General features: G+C 29.9%; 24 protein-coding genes and 1 riboswitch. Of the genes, 2 read left to right on the plus strand and 22 right to left on the minus strand.

Annotation, left to right across the window (positions count from 1 at the left end):
• Positions 1–7 precede the first annotated feature (7 nt).
• Positions 8–223, plus strand: coding sequence for an SA1362 family protein (locus tag LIX58_RS10755; protein WP_126566954.1), 216 nt, complete (start codon positions 8–10; stop codon positions 221–223).
• Between the two features lie 45 nt (positions 224–268).
• Here LIX58_RS10755 and LIX58_RS10760 read toward each other — a convergent pair whose 3' ends face one another.
• Complete coding sequence (locus LIX58_RS10760; protein ID WP_226386239.1) at positions 269–1585, minus strand: ISL3 family transposase; 1317 nt, start codon at positions 1583–1585, stop codon at positions 269–271.
• 236 nt (positions 1586–1821) lie between these two features.
• A complete protein-coding gene (locus LIX58_RS10765; protein ID WP_154837613.1) occupies positions 1822–2652 on the minus strand; it encodes a biotin/lipoate A/B protein ligase family protein in 831 nt (276 codons plus the stop codon).
• Between the two features lie 156 nt (positions 2653–2808).
• Between LIX58_RS10765 and LIX58_RS10770 the strand changes: the two genes are divergently transcribed.
• On the plus strand, positions 2809–3195 hold the full coding sequence (locus tag LIX58_RS10770; RefSeq protein ID WP_126566956.1) for a rhodanese-like domain-containing protein: 387 nt from the start codon (positions 2809–2811) through the stop codon (positions 3193–3195).
• Between the two features lie 141 nt (positions 3196–3336).
• On the opposite strand, the gene gcvPB is transcribed toward LIX58_RS10770, so the two are convergent.
• The 20 genes from gcvPB to LIX58_RS10870 form a co-directional block, all read right to left on the minus strand.
• A complete protein-coding gene (gcvPB, locus tag LIX58_RS10775) occupies positions 3337–4815 on the minus strand; it encodes an aminomethyl-transferring glycine dehydrogenase subunit GcvPB (protein ID WP_126566957.1) in 1479 nt (492 codons plus the stop codon).
• Positions 4802–6154 carry an aminomethyl-transferring glycine dehydrogenase subunit GcvPA gene (gene gcvPA / locus LIX58_RS10780; protein ID WP_126566958.1) on the minus strand — a complete coding sequence of 451 codons (1353 nt, stop codon included), beginning with the start codon at positions 6152–6154 and terminating at the stop codon, positions 4802–4804. Before gcvPA ends, gcvPB begins: the two co-directional genes overlap by 14 nt.
• Before the next feature lie 16 nt (positions 6155–6170).
• On the minus strand, positions 6171–7262 hold the full coding sequence (gene gcvT / locus LIX58_RS10785; protein ID WP_154837609.1) for a glycine cleavage system aminomethyltransferase GcvT: 1092 nt from the start codon (positions 7260–7262) through the stop codon (positions 6171–6173).
• Between the two features lie 77 nt (positions 7263–7339).
• Positions 7340–7476, minus strand: a riboswitch (glycine riboswitch).
• Positions 7473–7991 carry a shikimate kinase gene (locus LIX58_RS10790; RefSeq protein WP_126567129.1) on the minus strand — a complete coding sequence of 173 codons (519 nt, stop codon included), beginning with the start codon at positions 7989–7991 and terminating at the stop codon, positions 7473–7475. Its footprint overlaps the riboswitch before it by 4 nt.
• Positions 7992–8149: 158 nt before the next feature.
• The gene (locus LIX58_RS10795) at positions 8150–8578 is read right to left on the minus strand and encodes a hypothetical protein (protein WP_154837607.1); all 429 of its coding nucleotides are present in this window, start codon (positions 8576–8578) and stop codon (positions 8150–8152) included.
• Positions 8565–8858, minus strand: a complete 294-nt coding sequence (locus LIX58_RS10800; RefSeq protein ID WP_126566962.1) for a hypothetical protein — start codon at positions 8856–8858, stop codon at positions 8565–8567. The genes LIX58_RS10795 and LIX58_RS10800 overlap by 14 nt, the downstream gene beginning before the upstream one ends.
• Complete coding sequence (comGD, locus tag LIX58_RS10805) at positions 8845–9282, minus strand: competence type IV pilus minor pilin ComGD (protein WP_226386321.1); 438 nt, start codon at positions 9280–9282, stop codon at positions 8845–8847. Before comGD ends, LIX58_RS10800 begins: the two co-directional genes overlap by 14 nt.
• Complete coding sequence (comGC, locus tag LIX58_RS10810; protein ID WP_154837603.1) at positions 9272–9592, minus strand: competence type IV pilus major pilin ComGC; 321 nt, start codon at positions 9590–9592, stop codon at positions 9272–9274. Before comGC ends, comGD begins: the two co-directional genes overlap by 11 nt.
• A 15-nt stretch (positions 9593–9607) precedes the next feature.
• The gene (comGB, locus tag LIX58_RS10815; RefSeq protein WP_154837601.1) at positions 9608–10666 is read right to left on the minus strand and encodes a competence type IV pilus assembly protein ComGB; all 1059 of its coding nucleotides are present in this window, start codon (positions 10664–10666) and stop codon (positions 9608–9610) included.
• Positions 10638–11612, minus strand: a complete 975-nt coding sequence (gene comGA / locus LIX58_RS10820) for a competence type IV pilus ATPase ComGA (protein ID WP_126566966.1) — start codon at positions 11610–11612, stop codon at positions 10638–10640. Before comGA ends, comGB begins: the two co-directional genes overlap by 29 nt.
• Positions 11613–11663: 51 nt before the next feature.
• Positions 11664–12290 (minus strand): MBL fold metallo-hydrolase, encoded by a 627-nt coding sequence (locus LIX58_RS10825; RefSeq protein WP_226386322.1) that lies wholly within the window; start codon positions 12288–12290, stop codon positions 11664–11666.
• 1 nt (position 12291) lies between these two features.
• A complete protein-coding gene (locus LIX58_RS10830) occupies positions 12292–12615 on the minus strand; it encodes an MTH1187 family thiamine-binding protein (protein ID WP_103298547.1) in 324 nt (107 codons plus the stop codon).
• Entirely contained in the window at positions 12615–13601 is a 987-nt protein-coding gene (locus LIX58_RS10835; protein WP_154837597.1) for an ROK family glucokinase, read from the minus strand. Before LIX58_RS10835 ends, LIX58_RS10830 begins: the two co-directional genes overlap by 1 nt.
• On the minus strand, positions 13598–13801 hold the full coding sequence (locus tag LIX58_RS10840) for a YqgQ family protein (RefSeq protein ID WP_126566970.1): 204 nt from the start codon (positions 13799–13801) through the stop codon (positions 13598–13600). Before LIX58_RS10840 ends, LIX58_RS10835 begins: the two co-directional genes overlap by 4 nt.
• Positions 13782–15242, minus strand: coding sequence for a rhomboid family protein (locus LIX58_RS10845; RefSeq protein WP_154837595.1), 1461 nt, complete (start codon positions 15240–15242; stop codon positions 13782–13784). Before LIX58_RS10845 ends, LIX58_RS10840 begins: the two co-directional genes overlap by 20 nt.
• A gap of 14 nt (positions 15243–15256) precedes the next feature.
• Positions 15257–15793, minus strand: a complete 537-nt coding sequence (locus LIX58_RS10850; protein ID WP_154837593.1) for a 5-formyltetrahydrofolate cyclo-ligase — start codon at positions 15791–15793, stop codon at positions 15257–15259.
• A 169-nt stretch (positions 15794–15962) separates the two neighbouring features.
• A complete protein-coding gene (gene rpmG, locus LIX58_RS10855) occupies positions 15963–16112 on the minus strand; it encodes a 50S ribosomal protein L33 (RefSeq protein ID WP_103298552.1) in 150 nt (49 codons plus the stop codon).
• A gap of 115 nt (positions 16113–16227) precedes the next feature.
• Entirely contained in the window at positions 16228–18273 is a 2046-nt protein-coding gene (locus LIX58_RS10860; RefSeq protein ID WP_226386323.1) for a peptidoglycan D,D-transpeptidase FtsI family protein, read from the minus strand.
• A gap of 135 nt (positions 18274–18408) precedes the next feature.
• The gene (locus LIX58_RS10865; protein ID WP_126566974.1) at positions 18409–19008 is read right to left on the minus strand and encodes a superoxide dismutase; all 600 of its coding nucleotides are present in this window, start codon (positions 19006–19008) and stop codon (positions 18409–18411) included.
• A gap of 247 nt (positions 19009–19255) precedes the next feature.
• A complete protein-coding gene (locus LIX58_RS10870) occupies positions 19256–19678 on the minus strand; it encodes a Fur family transcriptional regulator (RefSeq protein WP_126566975.1) in 423 nt (140 codons plus the stop codon).
• Between the last annotated feature and the right edge of the window lies 1 nt (position 19679).

A 19679-nucleotide genomic window follows, 5' to 3' on the forward strand; every position in this document is an offset into this window, starting at 1 on the left:
TTTTTAATTGAAAAATGTAATATTTTATATTGTTTTAGCGATTGCAGCGATTGGATTAATTTTAAATCTAAATGTATTCTTAGTGTCATTTGTTAAATCAATTTTCACTCTTTTTATTATTGCAGTAATCATTTATCTTATTTATTACTTCTTCTTTCTTACTGAAGATCAAAGAAAATATAGAAAAGCAGTAAGAAAGTATAAACGACGCAATCGTAAATAACTAGGGCTCTACGTCAAATCGGACTGATGAGTCCTAATATTGAGATTAAGCAACCTTAGGTTGTTTAATCTCTTTTTTTGTTGTTGAGGCAAATAGTCGCGAAGTTATAATAATTCGATTACGTAAATTATCATAATTTCTATAACCAAAAGATACCCTTTTAATGAGTTTGATTTTATTATTAATTCCTTCTAACGGACCGTTGGTCAGGTTAGAATATATCATGGAGTTTTCAATGAAAGCTGTTAATCTTCTTAAAGTTCTAATGACTGGACGTAATCTAGGACACACATCTGAAAGATGAATAGAAAAGAGTTTATGAGTAAATTTCTCTATTTGGTTTTCTTTTAATAATCGTCTTAGCTCATGAACGTAGTGATATGTATTAAATAATTCAACGTCTACACTTAATAAGTAATTCATAATTCCTTTTTCGGTTTTCCACTCTTTAAATAAACGAACTTTACGATAATTAAATGCCTCTAGCGTTTCAAAAGGTTTAAGAAATAGTTTCCAATAACTTTTATATTTATTGTAAAGCGGTCTATTAGAGGTTCTATAACAATTCATTATATGAACTCTAGACATATTTAACGCTCGATTTAAAGATTGAACAATATGGAAACGATCAATAATAATCTTCGCATTAGGAAATAATTGTTTGATTAGCGACATATAGGGTTCATACATATCAATCGTTACAGTTTTGACTTTTTGTCTTAGTTTCAAAGAATAACGATAAAAATGATCTTTCAGCGATTTTAACTTACGATCCGCTACCACATCTACGATGCGGTGTGATACAGCATCTGCATAAATAAAACTCATTTTTCCAATTACATTTTTAACACTTTTAAATTCGTCCATCATTAAGTGTTCAGGTAAAGCATCAAAAGAAGACTGACCTACGTCGCTTGCCGCTTGATTAATCACTCTAGATACAGTCATTGATGATACTAAGCATGACTTAGCGATAGATTTTTGAGAGCGGTATTCTTGTACTTTATCTAAAACTGCAAGTTTTGTTTTGTTAGAAATAAAACAATAATCGTCGACAATATTAGATTTAGCAGTAAAATAACTATCACATGTTTTACAATAAAATCTTTGTTTTTGAAGCTTTAAATAAGCAGGTATTTCCATAATTTTAAGTAAAGTAATCGTTGAAGTTTTCTTCCCATTTTTCACTATAGAGAAATTTTCGTTTTTAGTTAAACAGTTTTCACAATGTGTAGGTTGATAAGTAAGCTCTGCATAGTAAAACAAACTCTTTCGTCCTTTATATTTTTTCTCAGTCACTTCATCTGAAAAATTTAGATTTTTATCTTTAATTCTTAATGTATTTAATATAGACTTACACATAGGCGCATTACCTTTCTTTTTTATTTGGTGTGGTAGCTAATAATTATAGAGGTAATTGCGCTATTTTTGTATTCAAAACATAAAAATTGGACTGATGATTTTTAGTCATCAGTCCAATTTATTATAGAGCCATAACTAGAATTATAAAAGAGGCTGAATCATTAATGTAAATCTAATTAGGCAATACTACTTCATCCTTGCCTTTAAGCTTTACAATGGTCAGCCTCTTTTTTTAATTATTTTTTATATAACCATTCATCTGAACGATATTTTTCTTCAAGTTCTTTGACTTCTGCTAATTGTGCATCAGTTAAAGTTAAAGGTTTAAAGTCGATGTCTAAGCCCTTTTTAAACCCTTCTTCAAACGCTTTTTCCATTTCTTCAATTGTGATACGACGATCAGAAATGTCATTGATTGCGACAGCTTTGTCTACAAACGCTTTTTTCATTTTATCTTTTAAACGATCATTTTTGAAAATGAACATATCAAATAATTCATCTACATCTACATCTTGAAGTAAAGAACCGTGTTGTAATATAACGCCTTTTTGACGAGTTTGAGCACTACCTGCAATCTTACGTCCTTCAACTACTAACTCATACCAACTTGGCGCATCAAAACAAACTGCACTTCTAGGTTGTTTTAATTTTTCTCTTTCTTCTTTTGAGCGTGGTATAGCGAAATAAGCATCAAATCCTAAAATTTTAAATCCTTCTAAAAGACCTTCTGAAATAACTCGGTAAGCTTCTGTTACTGTAGATGGCATATCAGGATGAGACTCTGGAACGATAACACTATATGTTAATTCTTTATCATGTAACACACCTCGTCCGCCTGTTTGACGTCGCACTAAGCCAAATCCTTTTTCTTTAACTTTCTCAATATCTATTTCTTTTGTTAATCTTTGAAAATATCCTACTGATAATGTAGCGGGATCCCATGTATAAAATCTTATTACTGGATCAATTTCTCCGCGAGAAACAAAATTTAATAGAGCTTCGTCCATAGCCATATTATAGTAAGGATTATGACTTCCTGTATTAATAAAGTTCCATGTTTCAGTCATAAAAAAACTCCAATCACAACTTTTTATTTATTTATAAATCGTATATATAAATTAGTATTAAATTAAATAAAGCCATAATTAGACAATAAAAAAATTTTGATAAATTGTGCTAACAGCCTTATAATTATAATATCGGTTAATTAGGGAGGATGCAATATGAATGTATCTTTGATTATAGCATTGGTTATTATAGTCTTAATTATTCTTTACATGTTAGGAAATTGGTTTATCAATAAACGTGCTGTGACAGAATTAGAACAAAATGAATTTCATAAAGGCTTAAGAAAAGCTCAAGTCATTGATGTACGAGAAAAAGTTGATTATGATTATGGTCATATTAATGGCGCACGTAATATTCCAATCTCAATGTTTAGCCAAAGATTCCAAGGTCTACGAAAAGATCAACCTATTTATCTTTGTGATGCTAACGGCATTGCTAGTTATCGTGCAGCACGTATCCTTAAAAAGAATGGCTATAAAGATATTTACATGCTCAAAGGCGGATATAAAAAATGGACTGGTAAGATTAAAACTAAAAAATAGTTAATTGCCAGAACCATTATTAAACTCTTAGAGAAAAGCTCTAAGAGTTTTTCTTTTGCTATTTATAGATATAATTATGAAATGAATACCAAAAAATGACAGGCACAACTGTATTGTGCCTGTCTTAATATTTACAATGAATTATTGTTTTTCATCATGTAATTTTTCAAATTTTAATACTGGTTTACGAGCAGCCGTAGTTTCATCTAATCTATCAATAATAGTAGTATGAGGCGCTTCTAAAACGGTATCAGGGTTATTTTCAGCTTCATCAGCAATTTGTAACATTGCATCAATGAAGTAATCTAATGTTTCTTTAGATTCAGTTTCAGTAGGCTCAATCATCATACCTTCTTCAACGTTTAATGGGAAGTAAATTGTTGGTGGATGAACACCAAAGTCTAATAAACGTTTAGCCATATCTAATGTACGAACACCATGTTCTTTTTGTTTAGAACCGCTAAGTACGAATTCATGTTTACAATATTGATCATAAGGAATTTCGTAACGCTCTTTTAAGCGTGCTTTAATATAGTTCGCATTAAGTACTGCAGCTTCAGATACTTCTCTTAAACCTTCAGCACCCATTGTTCTAATATAAGTGTATGCTCTTAAATAGATTCCAAAGTTACCATAGAATGGTTTAACACGGCCAATAGAATTTTCAATATCATTGTCATATTTGAAAGTATCGCCATCTTTAACAACCATTGGTTTAGGAAGATAGCTTGCTAATTCTTTTTTAACTCCTACTGGACCTGAACCAGGACCACCGCCACCGTGTGGGCCAGTGAATGTTTTGTGTAAGTTTAAGTGCACAGCGTCAAATCCCATATCGCCAGGACGTACTTTATCCATAATTGCGTTTAAGTTTGCGCCATCATAGTATAATAAGCCGCCTGCTTCATGAACGATTTCACGGATTTCCATAATATTTTTTTCGAAAATACCTAAAGTATTAGGGTTAGTTAACATGATCGCTGCTGTGTTTTCATTTACAACACGTTTTAAGTCTTCAATATCAACTTCCCCACGTTCATTTGATTTTACAGTTACTGATTTAAAGCCTGCAAATGAAGCTGACGCTGGGTTAGTACCGTGTGCTGAGTCAGGTACGATTACTTCGTCACGATGACCTTCACCATTAGCAATATGATATGCTTTAAAGATCATTAATGCAGTCCACTCACCATGTGCACCAGCTGCAGGTTGTAAAGTAACTTCATCCATACCTGTAATTTCTTTTAACTCTTCTTGTAAGCTATAAATAATTTCAAGAGAACCTTGTACTTGTTCTTCTTCTTGTAATGGATGAGATTCAGCGAATCCTGGAATACGTGCTACTCTCTCATTAATTTTTGGATTGTATTTCATTGTACATGATCCTAGTGGATAGAAACCAGAATCTACACCAAAGTTTTTATTTGAAAGTTCTGTGTAATGACGTACTAAATCTAATTCAGCTACTTCTGGAAATTCTGCTTTATCTTTACGGATGAATTTATCATCTAAGATGCTTTCGACAGAATCACCTTTAATATCGCTTTGAGGTAATGAGTATGCATATCTACCTGCTCTAGATCTTTCGAAAATTAATGGACTTGATTTACTTACTACCATTTAGCTCACCAGCTTTCTTAACAAATGTATCTATTTCATCTTTTGTTCTTAATTCAGTAACAGCTACTAACATATGATTTTCAAAGTCACTAGATGCTTCACCTAAATCAAAACCACCAATGAAGCCTTCTTCAGCTAATTGCTTGTTCACTTCTTTGATTGGTTTATCAAATTTAACAACAAATTCATTAAATGATGTTCCATCTAATACTTCGAAACCATTTTCTTTAAATTGATTTTTTGCATAATTAGCGTGTTCTAAGTTTTGAACTGCAATATCATAAACACCTTGTTTACCAAGAGCAGACATAGCAATTGATGAAGCTAAAGCATTAAGAGCTTGGTTTGAACAAATATTTGAAGTCGCTTTGTCACGACGAATATGTTGTTCACGAGCTTGTAATGTTAATACAAAACCTCTGTTACCTTCATCATCTTGAGTTTCACCAACTAATCTACCAGGTACTTTACGCATTAATTTTTTAGTAGTAGCGAAATAACCACAGTGTGGTCCACCAAATTGTGTTGGAATACCGAATGGTTGAGTATCACCTACTACGATATCTGCGCCAAATGAACCTGGAGGAGTTAATAAACCTAAAGCTAATGGGTTAGCATATACGATAAATAAAGCTTTTTTATCTTCAATAAATGAATGAATTTTTTCTAAATCTTCAATTGAACCATAGAAGTTTGGATATTGAACAGCTACAGCTGCTGTTTCATCATCCACAGCTTGTTCTAATTTTTCTAAATCAGTGATTGTACCATCTAAATCAACTTCTACAATTTCAAATTCTTCACGAACTTTTACATAAGTTTTAAGTACTTGTAATGCTTGATAGTGAAGACCTTTTGAAACGACGATTTTGTTCTTTTTAGTATGGTTGAAAGCTAAGATACAAGCTTCAGCAAAACTAGTAATACCATCATACATTGAAGAGTTAGCTACATCCATATTAGTTAATTCACAAATTAACGTTTGGAATTCAAAAATAGCTTGTAATTCACCTTGAGAAATTTCAGGTTGGTAAGGTGTATACGCTGTATAGAACTCTGAGCGTGAAATCATTGCATCTACTACTGCAGGCGCATAATGATCATATACACCAGCACCTAAGAATGATGCATGTGTTTCTTTAGTAATATTTTTATTAGCTACTCTGTTTAATCTTTTTAATAAAGTAGTTTCAGCTTCACCACTAGCGATATTTAAATCCCTGTTTAATAAAATATCTTCTGGTACATCACCAAATAATTCATTAATAGAATTAGCACCAATAGTCTCTAACATTTCTTTCTTATCTTTTTCAGTTAATGGTATATAACGATGACTCACAATACACACCCCTTAATTATTTTTCGATTTGATTTTTCTTAACGATTTTAGCTTTAAGCTGTCTTTTACGCACTTGAACTAGTAATTCTCTTCCCATTTCAAATTCATCACGTTTAATAATTGCCAATGCAATTGATTTACCTGATGAAGGTGATTGAGTTCCAGATGTAACTTCCCCAATTTGATTACCATCTAGATCTAATACTGGGTAACCTGTTCTTGCGATACCTTTTTCAAGTAATTCTAAACCAACAGTTCTACGTTCAGAACCATTTTCTTTTTGATCTTTTAATACTGATTTACCAATGAAATCTTCTTCGATTAATGGTTTAGCAGCAAAAGCGATGCCACCTTCATATGGTGTGATAGATTCAGTAAGATCTTGACCATGTAAAGGTAATCCAGCTTCAAGTCTTAATGTATCTCTTGCGCCTAATCCGCAAGGAACTACGTCATGTGAAGTAAAGCCGTTCCAAATATCTACCGTATCTCCTGCATCACAATAGATTTCAAAGCCATCTTCACCAGTGTAACCTGATTGAGATAAAATAACATTTTTACCAAATAAAGTAACACCTTGTTTAAAATCAAATGGTTTCATTTCACTTACATCAACATCAACTAATTCACTAACTAAATCTCTAGCTTTAGGACCTTGAACAGCTAATTGACCATATTGATCAGAAACATTTGATACTTCAACATCAAAGTTAGCTGATTGTTTTTGAATCCAAGCAAAGTCTTTATCAGTGTTAGCAGCATTAACAATTAATAAATAATCGTTTTCGCCTACTTTATATGTTACTAAATCATCAATGATACCGCCTTCTTCATTACATAAAGCAGTATATTGTGCTTTAGTTTCAGTTAAATTATTAGTATCGTTTGATAATAAGTATTGGACAAATTTACTAGCATCATTACCTTTAATTGAGATTTCTCCCATGTGGCTTACATCGAACATACCTACATTATATCTAACTGCATTATGTTCTTCTTTGATACTTGTAAACTGAACAGGCATAGCCCATCCACCGAATTCTACTATTTTAGCACCACTGTCTACATAATTTTGATACAATGGTGTTTTTTTTAATTCGCTTGTCATTTGAAAACCCCCTATAATTTTTATAAAAAAACAGAGTAGCAAATTGCTACCCTGTTTATACACTTAATCCAGGAATGCGTAACAGTATTATCCTTTTGCCTGAGAGTTTCGTATTTATACTTGCACCTTCGGCGATAAAGAAAAATCACAGTGTAATCTATTACACTTATATAAGACACATATGATTATCAATATTCTCTCTAATACTGATCAACCGCAAGATAGATGATTTATGATAGAATCATAAATTTCTTTGATTGTTTTTTCACTATTCACTTTCATGAATGCGATTTCATTATATCTTGAAACCCTTGATAAATACAAGTTTTTTAACTGATTTTTAGTCTTATTTTTAGCATTAGGTCTATGAGGGTCATTTTCAATTCGTCGATGAATAGTCTCAATGGTGCAATCCAACCATATGACATTTTTAATTTGCTTTAAGAGGTTTAAAGAATCAACGTTTTCTATTACGCCTCCGCCAGTAGAAATTACATCATATTTCGATATACATTGTTTTAAATATTTATATTCTAAATTTCTAAAACCACTTTCTCCTATTTGTTCAAATATTTTTGGAATAGTTTTATTCTCTTTTATTTCAATATAAGCATCTAAATCAATAAAAGTTAATTGCTTTTCTAGTGAAAGAAATTCACCAATAGTACTTTTTCCTGTTCCCATAAAGCCAATAAATATTATAGGTAATTGTTTAGCGTTCAGTTGAATCACCTTTTTCTAATTTTTCAATAATAACATGATCATAATAATGACTTATATTATGAATTGTCTTCAATTTTATACTAAATTGTGTAGTATAAAAAGTAATTATTGATAAATAAATAATAAATAAAAATAACGTATAACTACTAATAAAGGCTTTAGTATTAAATGTAAAATTCTTTCTCATAATTTATCGTTTCATCTCCAATTTTTAATGTAACTTTGATTATTTTTGAGTTAATAGATTTAGTTTTGAAATCTATAACGTTATTTAATAGAGTAATATTTCCTCGTCCATTATTTTCATAAATCAATTTCGAATTTTTATATTTTATGTAGCCTTTCCCCTCTTTTTCTTGTACTAATATAGTGTTTTTATTAATTATTTGGAAAGAAGTATTAGATTTATTTGATAAGTGACTTACATCGGATAGAAAAAAAGTATACTCAGTTTGGTAGTTCTCATATGATTCATGGAGATAAAATTGAGTAAGTTTTAACATTTGGGGAATTAAACTTAATACTAATAGCGTTATTAAAAGAGATAAAAGCATTTCAATAAAGGTAAAAGCTTTTAAATTAAAATTTGACACAAACTTTATTCTTTTCAATAACTTTATAATTACAAATCGAAGCTTTATTGAGTTTAATATGATAAACACCTAAATCAATACCCCTTCTCAATTCTTTAATATTGTAATGATTAATGCTAGTTATAATAGCTTGCTTCATTTCTAAATATTCATATTGTTCTCTAAGAGAAAGATTTAATTGTGATAATAAAGGGATAAAAATAGTAGAAATTATAATTATAATAAGAAAAGAGAAAAGGCTATCTGCTAAAATACTTGCTCTTTTGTTAAATTGATACATATCTTATTCTCCCTTTATCGATATGAAATATGATTTTATATAAACGCTCATTTATATTTAACACAAACGATCCAAAATTATTTATTCTCCCATCTTTATCAAAAGTTATTTTTTTAATTTTAGAGATGGATTTGACTTTACCACTTCGAATTTTAAAATTATAATGTAATCCTTTTTCTTCTACTACATTTATAATTGAAGAATTTTCCGTTAACGCAAGAGTGATAGATTGATTATCACCTATTGCTTTAGACTTGTAATAGTCAAATTGAGAAATAAGTTGATTTAAGCTTAATTCATCACTAAGAATAGAAAATTTATTTTCTTTAGAAATGGCTAAACTTATATTTAATAAGATAACTAGTATTAAAAGAGTTAATAAACTTTCTATCATAGTAAATCCGCTGAATAATTTAACTTGCAATAGCTTCACCATTGTTGATCGTAATTGTTTCTCCAGATTTACATGATTTTTGGCCTTCTTTGATATATCCGTCTGTTACTAAGTCATCAATACTATTAGGTGCTCTATTATTTTTAAGTGTATAAGCTTCAATTTGACTATTGACCATTTTCACTTGAGCATCACAGCCAGTTGATTGTATGTGAGCTGTTTGTTTAGCAATATTTGGAATAATTAAAATTAATAAAACGCTAATAATAAGTAATACAAGTAACATTTCAATAAGTGTAAAAGCTTTTAAACTTTTTAATTTTTGTACATAATTTTTCATACTATCGCCTCTTCGTTATTTAATGTTTTGCATAAGTTGAAACATAGGGAGCATAATGACTAGATATAAACTAATAATAAAAAAACCCAAAAATAAAAAAACAACTGGCTGAATAATTTTTGAATGTTTCAAAGCTTTATTTTGAATTCTTTGAATTAATATTTGGCTATATAATTTTAGTTCCACGTCTAATTTTCCACTCTTTTCGCCCTGTTGAATAAATTTGATTAAGTCATCTTGGAAACATTGTTGCGCCCTCAAACTTTCTGCTAAACTAATCCCATTATTTGAATTCGTTAATAAAGCTTTACCTAAATAATTTAAAAATGAATTATTTTTTTGACTAACATAAATTGAAACAATACTTTGTAAAGTAATTCCATTTTTATAAAACAATGACAGTTCACTAGCGATTTGATATGTTTTAAATAATTTATAATAACCTTTAAATATGGGTATTTGAGTTAACAATTTAACCTTTCTATCAACACTAATATTAGCTTGTATGATGAGTAAAATCGTAAATATAAAAAGTGAAAGTGATAAGATAATCATAATTAAAGTTGGTAAAGCAGAAATAGTTTGGGTGAGAAATTTTTGAAAGAAGGAAAGATTTACATCCATTGTGGCGTACAATTGTTCAAATTGAGGAAGTACTGTATAGTTCAATATAGTTATCATACCAATAAAGATGACTATTAAAACTATGGGATATTGTATTGACTTTATGATTTGTTGCTTAGCATTCAAGTTTGTTTTTAAGTAGTTTATTGATTCTTGAAGAGAATCTTCTATATTACCGAATTTTTGTGCGAAATAAATTTGCGTAATGATTGATTGAGGATAGCCAATCAAATTTAAAACTTCATCACAAGCCATTCCATTTTTAATATTGTCTATTATTTTGCTACTTAACGTTTTGTCCCTATATTTGAAGTACAGATTTATAAAATTGAAACATTCAAATAAAGTAAATCCACTTTTTAATAAACTATTTAAATTCTCAAGGAGCATAATTTGGTGAATTGTGTTCAAATTTCTTTTTTTATAAGTATTTATCTGCAGTTTCTTCACATATTGTGCCCTCTTTCGACATAAGTAATAACTTATCTTTTAAATGATTAAAGTTCTTAGGTAACGTATGATTATGTTCAAAAAAGTATTGTATTTGATTATTATTTATTAATTCGCAAACAAGTTGCCGTTGGTTAGATAATGTAGTTATTAGCCGTTGATTAGATATTAAATTTATAGCTTGTGAAATTTCTTGTATACTGATACCCATCTCTAATAAACGTAATATCGCTCCCTTACAATTACTTGAGTGCATTGTTGATAAAACTAAATGCCCACTTAAACTAGCTTGAATAACACATTTTGCAACTTCTGCATCTCTAATTTCTCCTATCAAAATGACATCTGGATCACATCTTAATATAGCTTTAAAAGAGCTTATATAATCGATACCAGCTTTTTTATTAATTGAAACTTGAGTAATACCTTTGAGTATTTGTTCAACAGGATTTTCAATAGTAATCACATTTAAATTCAGTTTCTCATAGGCATATAAAACCATTTGATACATTAACGTGCTTTTTCCAGATCCAGTAGGTCCTGTAAATAAAATTAAGCCTTGCTTTTTATTCATTAAATGTTTGAAATCCTTAAAATCTTTATATTCTTTTTTAGATTGAAAATATTGAGGTATGATTCTGATAACACAACTTTCTATTCCTAATGATAGAGGTAATGTAGAAATCCTTAAATAATATAATCCTTTCGCTTGATACGTATAACGACCACTTTGAGCAATTTGTTGAGTTGACACATCTAATCCTGCTTGAAATTTCATGTAAACTAATAATTTCTGATAAATACTTAATTTAAAAGTTTCATATAATTCGAGATTGTCATTTACTCTAAATTTGATATATACTTCATCTTCAGCAGGAATAAAATGAATATCGCTTGCATTTTTACTAATAGCTTTGTTTACAATTTCTTTAAATAATATCTTCAAAAAATCACCTCCTACATTATTAAACGTAGGAGGTGAAGAAATTACTTTATTTTATTGTCCATTCAAGTAAGGATTTAATTGTTCATCATCAACTGTTGTATATTGACCGTGACCTGGGAATAATGGTAAGTCCCCTTCTAATTCAAATAATTTATCTTTAATTGAATCTACTAAGGTTTCATAATCGCCTCTATATAAGTCTGTTCGACCAATTCCATTATTAAATAGTGTGTCACCTACTACGGCAAAATCATCAAATACATACGTTAAACTGCCTGGAGAATGTCCAGGTGTATGAAGGACTTTCATATTAAAGTTGCCAATAGTAAAGTCGCCCTCATCTAATGAATTAGGTTTTGCTTTACTTGTGATTAAAGGCATACCATATTGTTTAAATTTAGCTGCTCCATTTTTTTCTGGGTCAGTTAAAAAGTCAAATTCTTCTTTATGTATGTAGAGAGGTACATCATATTTTTCTAATACGGCATCAAGTGCACCAATATGATCAAAATGAGCGTGCGTTAATAAAATAGCTTTCAATGGTTTATTAATCTCATTTAATTTTTTAAAGATTTTATCAGGTTCACCTGCAGGGTCAATTAATAAAACACTTTCGTCATTTTCAATAAAATAAGCATTTGTATCTACTAAGCCTAAAGTTAAATTTGAAATTCTCATTTTACTCACCTTGTCCATCTATATGTTTTTGAACTGATTTTAACTTATCGTTCATTTTACGAGATTTATCTCTTCTATCATCAATACGTAAGTTAGTACAAACTCTATCTAATCCTTTATCAAATGGAAGTTCATGTATAGCTTGAACAACTTCAAATAAGTCTTTTAGATCTCCTTCAATCAATGTATTCATAGGGGTTAATTGATAATCAATTTTACCTTCTTTTTTGAATTCTTCTAATTTCATTTGAATTTCAGCAATATATTTACTTACACTTGGCCCATTTGTGCCAACAGGAATAATAACTACATCAACGATAGCCATTATTTTACACCATCCTTTTCTAATATATAAGTTTTAATTAATCCAGCTGCCCCTGTAATACCTGCATCGTTACCAAGTTTAGCTTGAACAATTTCAGTATCCTTCTGTGCAGGGGTAAAAGTTAAATTATGATATTCAGTTTTAATATTTTCAATTAAAATTAATCCGGCTGTAGACATTCCGCCACCAAGTACAATGTATTTAGGGTTGCTAGTGGCACTAATAATACTACATAAGTATGCAATATGGTTAGCAACTCTTTCAGTAATAAAGATACAGAATTGATCTCCAGCTTTAGCAGCATCAAAAACTGCTTTTGCAGTAACTTTATTTTCCTTAATTAAAGGTAAAATAGAAGATTTAAAGGTTAATTTAGGATAATAAAAATTAACCAAATTAACTACACCAGTTGCAGATGCTACAGTTTCTATACAACCTGATTTACCGCAATTACAGTTAAAGCGTTGATCAAAATCTGTTCTAATATGTCCAATTTCAGCTCCTGAACCATTATGTCCATGAACAATTTCACCGTTTGAAATAATTCCGCCACCTAAACCTGTGCCAAGTGTTATAGCAACAACGTCATCAGCGCCTTGACCTGCACCTTTGTGCTTTTCACCTAAGGCCGCTACATTGGCATCATTATCTACGTAGACTGGACAATCAACAAATTTACTAAAGGTTTCTCTAACATTTACATTGCCTGGCCAATGTAAATTTACGGCGCCGTTCACAATTCCAGTTTCAAAATCAACTGGTCCCGGTACTCCTATACCAACACCAAGCGCATTTTTTACATCTAAATCACGAGTCGCTAAAATTTCAATAAATGAGTCATAAATATTTTTTAATAGCTTTTCCCCTGTATGATCAGATGTATCTGTTTCAATTGACCATTTGTGCAATTGTTCTAAATTTTCATCAAAAATACCGAGTTTACAAGTTGTACCACCAATATCAGCTGCTAAAATTACGTTTTTCATTTATGTTCATTCCTTCTTTGGTTAATAATTAAAATACACTTTAAATAATTATCTTTAGATATTAATTCATAATTATATAGTGATTTTATTTCTTGTAACATCATTTCATACATATCATTAGGATCTTTAAAATAAATAATAAATCCAAACTTTTTTAAAAGCTGTAAGACATCATAGAAATTATTGATTTCCTGTTTCATTTGTCTTTTTCAACTCTTTTTCTAAATTTTTATATTTATTGTCATTTGAATCAATTTTTACTGCTTTTTTTACATAACTTAAAGCTTTTTCATTATCATTTAATGCTCTATTTGCTATTGCTAATTCATAATTTAATAGTCCTGAATTAGGATATTTTTTTAATCCTCTTTCCCAATCAGCCATTCCTTCAGCTCTAGAGCTAGTAGTTGCAGTAATTAAACCTTTTAAATAATAAGTTTCGGCATCATCATAGCCTTTATTTATAGTGTGGTCGACTAAATGACTTGCTTCCTTATAATCATATTTTACCATTGCATCTTGAATTAATTTATCATAGATGTTTTGCTCTTTAATTGTGAAAATTCTAATCTGCAATGCTACAAAAATTACTAGGAGTAAAATTAAAAATATCCAAAATAGATTACGATTTACAGTAAAATAATAGCCAACAAGCGTAATTAATATTCCACCTACAAATCCTCCCAAATGTGCCATTATATTGACATTTGACAAGAATAAAGATAGTACCACCATTATTAGTAACGCAATTAGCATTTGTCCAATTACTTTTTTATCAAAAGTTTTACTGATAATCATCATTGCAAAAATAGCACCTATAAGACCAAAAATGGCACCACTAGCTCCAACTGATATCGTATGAACATTAAAAGATAGTGAAATAAAGTTACCAAGTAATCCCGAAATTAAGTAGATACCTAACATCTTTAATGGACCAACAATAGATTCAACAATCTTACCAAAAATAAATAGTGATAACATGTTCATTAATATATGTTCGAAATTAAAATGTAAGAACATTGAAGTGATAAGACGGTACCATTCACCATGAACAACATTAAAGTGAACTAGCCCACCGACATCTAGTAATTTAATATCAGAGAAATGATTTAAATACAAAATCATTATGAGCCAAATAATCACATTAATAGCGATTAAAAGATAGGTCATAGGCGTAAATGTCATCATATATTTATCGATTGGATTTTGTCTCATTACGCGTTTTTTATATTGAAGCGCTGATGTTTTATTACTTCGTGAAATAAGCTTTGCTAGCATTAGATTAGGCATCAATTTTTCTAAATCACGTATGTCATTAATTAAATGAAAGTCCATTTTAAAAGGATGTGTTTCTTTAAATTCATTTATATTTAAATCTTTATCGGCAAAATAAAAGAACTCAAATGCTTTAGGTTCGAAGCTTAATTTCTCATCAATGCTACGACTATTTTCATAAATTTTAGATTTATCAAATCGAATTTCTTGTGTAGAGGTAACATCTTTACGAAAAATAGCTAATTTTCTTTTGTGTTGATTTGCAAGCCATACCTCATTTTCATTTTTTTCAATATTTATTAGATGATAGTCAAAATAACGAATCCAATAAAATATTGATTTCCAAAATTGTTTTTCATTATCCATTAATTTCTCCACCATCAAGTTTTATAAATAATTAATTCTTTAACAGGTTGATCGTGATTTTCAATTTCAAAATCTGTAAGTTGAAAATCATAAATTAAGCTAATCGTATTTGCATCTGATTGACTGAGAAATCGATCAAAATAGCCTCCACCATAGCCAATTCTATAACCATCATTACGAAAGGCTACACCAGGTACTATAATTAAATCTAATTCATCTGTAATCTCAGTATCAGCCTCAACATAATTAATCCCTTTTTCATCTTCGACAATTGAATCTAAATCAATTAATTCTTTAAAATTCATTTCACGCGTTTTGTAATTAGTATTAGGAACAAATACTTTTTTATTATCATTTAATACAGTTTGAATGATTTTATATGTATCTACTTCATGAGGCATTGAAAGTACCATACCGATACGATGAGCATTTTTATACCACTCATTATTAAGTAATTGTTCTTTCAACCAATGATCAGCAATTTCTTTTTTTGAAGAATCAAACGCCTTCATTTTTAAAAGAATATCTTTGCGGATAGTCTTCTTATTCATTCCCTTACACCACCTTTGCACACTAAATATATTATAACGTTATTAAATGATGATGTCATTTAGATGAAATGAAAATGAGGACTATAATCTAATACTTAATCATACTTATAAAATACTTAAATATAAAAAAATAGGCTGAAATATTATTTCAGCCTAATCAATCGTTTTATTATTTAGTTTCACGATGTAAAGTGTGTTTGTTATCACGTGAACAATATTTTTTCATTTCGATACGTTCAGGATTGTTTCTTTTATTTTTTGTTGAAATGTAGTTTCTGTCACCACATTCAGTACAAGCTAATGTTACGTTTACGCGCATGTTAATTCCTCCTTACCTTTTCTAAATACGACTTTATTATCATACCACTTAGAACAAAAATTGAAAAGTATTAATTTTAGTAACGCCTTTTAGTTCTAAAATGTGTAATTAAAGATTATTTTTTATTTTTAAAGTAATAATTAATGACATCGCGTCCTAAGTCTCCACCATTTAACCATGGTGGTGGAACTGGTTGGTTAGTATACATAATTGAGAAAGCTAATTTAGGATTTTTAATTGGTGCATAACCTATATAAGTTGAGTTTACGCGAGATTCTCCGTTTTGGAATACTTCGGCTGTTCCCGTTTTACCTGCAGATGGGACTTCTGTTTTATGGAAACTAGCATAACCCGTACCATCGACTTTGTTAAAGGCCATTTCAAATCCTTTTTTAACTTCATCAATTTCATCTTGTGAATTATTAACTTTATTTAATACATTTCCTTTTATTTTCTCTTTAACTGGACCAACATCATCACTATTGGTTGCGTTATGAACGGCTAATCCTATATGAGGTTGAATTCTATAACCATCATTAGCAATAGTAGAAATATACTGAGATAGTTGAAGCGGTGTGTAAGTGTCGTATTGTCCGATAGATAAATCGAGATAGTTACCAGGATTATTTGTTAAAGGTTCAATTTGTCCAATTGTTTCATTTGGTAAATCAATCCCTGTTTTAACACCTAAACCTACTTGGTTTAATCCTTTTCTTAATTTTTGACCTGCTTCTCTAATATCTGTTGGTAAATTCATACCGTAATAGTACGGGTCTCCTGCTAATTTTAAAGCAGTTTTAAACATATAAACGTTAGATGAATGCATTAAAGCTTCTTTATCATCTATTCTTACCTTACCATTTTGGTTAAAGTAAGAGCGTTTTGTTAGGCCACCACGGAAATGTAATGGTTCGTCAATCATTTCTTCGCCAACTTTAATCGCATTATTTTGATAGCCAGTTAATAATGTACCGCCTTTGACAGAAGAACCAACGGCAAATTGTCCTGTGAAATTGCCCAAATCGTAATCGGTTAATTTACCATCTTTACTAATTTGTCTTCCAGCCATCGCGAGAATATCACCATTTTTAGGATTCTGAACTACTATAAGCGCATTATCCATGTTGGTAGCACCTTGACTACGTAGCGTTTTAATTTCACTTTCTAGTAATGATTCAACCTTTTTTTGTAAATCGATATCAATCGTTAACTGTAAATCATCGCCTCGTGATCCTTTATTTATCACTTCTGAATTAATCACTTTCCCAGATTTATCAGTAGTATATTTCATTTGTTTCTTTTTACCACGTAATACATCTTCGTATTGATATTCTAAATATGATTTACCTACTCTATCATTTCTTGAGTAACCTTTTGCTAAATATTGTTCTGTTAACTCTTTAGGGATACCTTCAGATGGGGTTGAGACACTACCAAATATACTACGAAGCGTATCGCCATACGGATAGCGGCGATCCCAATCCATTGAAGTATTCACACCAGGAAGTTTATCTAATTGTTGAGAGACAGCTGCATATTCTTTTTCAGTGACATCTTCATTTTTAATTGTTTCTGGATCTAAAGTCGAACCTGCTGACATTTCTCTAAATATTGCTAAGACTTGTAAATCTTTTTTACTTAGAGTGTTAAGTTGTTTATCACCAATTTTAGTATAAAGCTGTTTATCATATTGCTCTTGGCTAATACTTCCATCATTAAGCATGGATTGTTCTTTTTTCATCATACTTTCTACTTGATCTGGATGTTTTTGAATCCAAAAATCTTGTTTATCGCGTTCAGTAATTCTATTCGTCTTCATTGTTATTAATTTAGAAAGTTTCTCTGCTGTATCTAACATATCCTGTTGACTCGTTTTTCTTGAACGCGTGTATGTAATAGCAAGCTTAGAAGCATTATCGACTAAGACTTTACCATTTCTATCAAGTATTCTACCTCTTGGCACTGACTCGTTTACAGTAATATTTTCATCGTTTTTAACTAACTGCTTATAATGAGAGCCATGAGCAATTTGTAAATACCCTAACCTTAATACAATTATTGCAAATATTAATACGATTGCACCGAAAATAAAATTGATACGTTTATTCATTGTATGTTTTATTTTCTCATCATTTGTTTTTTCTTTTAACCTTTTAAGCAAGATAACCTACCTCAATTATTAAAACATGTTTACCTATAAATGATATATGAAATTTATATATATTACCATTATTATATCAAAAAAAATAGTGGCCTCTATCAAAGAGACCACTGAAATAAACGTTTATTCATCAACTTATTTAGCAGCGTTATATAATTCGTCTACTTTTTCCCAGTTAACTACGTTCCAGAAAGCACTGATGTAATCTGGACGTTTATTTTGATATTTTAAGTAGTAAGCATGTTCCCAAACATCTAAACCAAGGATAGGTGTTTTACCTTCTGTTAATGGGTTATCTTGGTTTGGTGTAGTAACGATTTCTAATTGACCGTTATTCACTACTAACCATGCCCAACCTGAACCAAAGCGAGCTGCAGCTTTGTCAGCGAATTCTTTTTTGAACGCATCTAAAGAACCCCATTGTTCTTTAATTTTATCAACTACAGTACCTTTTTCTTCAGAATTAGGAGTTAATAATTCCCAGAATAATGAGTGGTTTAAGTGTCCACCACCATTATTACGTACAGCTGTTTGAATATCTTCAGGTACGCTGTCTAAATTAGCAACGATTTCTTCGATAGATTTAGATTCTAAGTCAGTACCCTCAACTGCAGAGTTTAATTTTGTCACATAAGTGTTGTGATGTTTGTCATGGTGGATTTCCATAGTTTCTTTGTCAATGTGTGGTTCTAATGCATCTGCTGCATAAGGTAAATTTGGTAATTCAAAAGCCATAAATAATCATCCTCCTAAAATTTCGATACAATAATAATAACAAGCAATTTATTAAGCAACAAACCTTTTGCTTAAATCTTAATTATTGTTTACTTATTATCTTGTTACTTTATTAATATAACTCATAAAGTTAGATTTTAAACATAATACGCCTTAATTTTTATTATTTACCTAATAATTCAGACTAATGGCCTATAAATTCAAAAAACTATCTAGCTAATGACCTCATAAGCTAGATAGTTCTTTATTAATTAATTCCCTTATGATGACATGATTCACATATACCATATACTTCTAATTTATGTGTATGAATGTCTACATTTGGCAAGAATTGTTTAATTTCATCGATTGGACAGTAATCAATTACCTTTGTATCGCCACAATTTTCACAGATAAAATGATGGTGATGATGATTTGTACAAGCAATTCTAAATTTCATTTCTCCGTCTAATTCAGTACTCTCAATGATATTTAAGTCTTTAAATAGATGTAAGTTTCTATAAATAGTATCGAAAGAAATACCAGGATAATCTTTATCTAATTGTTGTTGTATATGTTTAGCATTTATATATTTATCTTCTTGAACAAATATATTAATCATATCTTCACGTTTCTTTGTGTATTTTAAACCATTATTTTTTAAAATTTTTATTGCATCATTTGTATTCATA

It is taken from the genome of Staphylococcus sp. Marseille-Q1834 (assembly GCF_916858875.1).
Lineage (GTDB): Bacteria > Bacillota > Bacilli > Staphylococcales > Staphylococcaceae > Staphylococcus > Staphylococcus pragensis.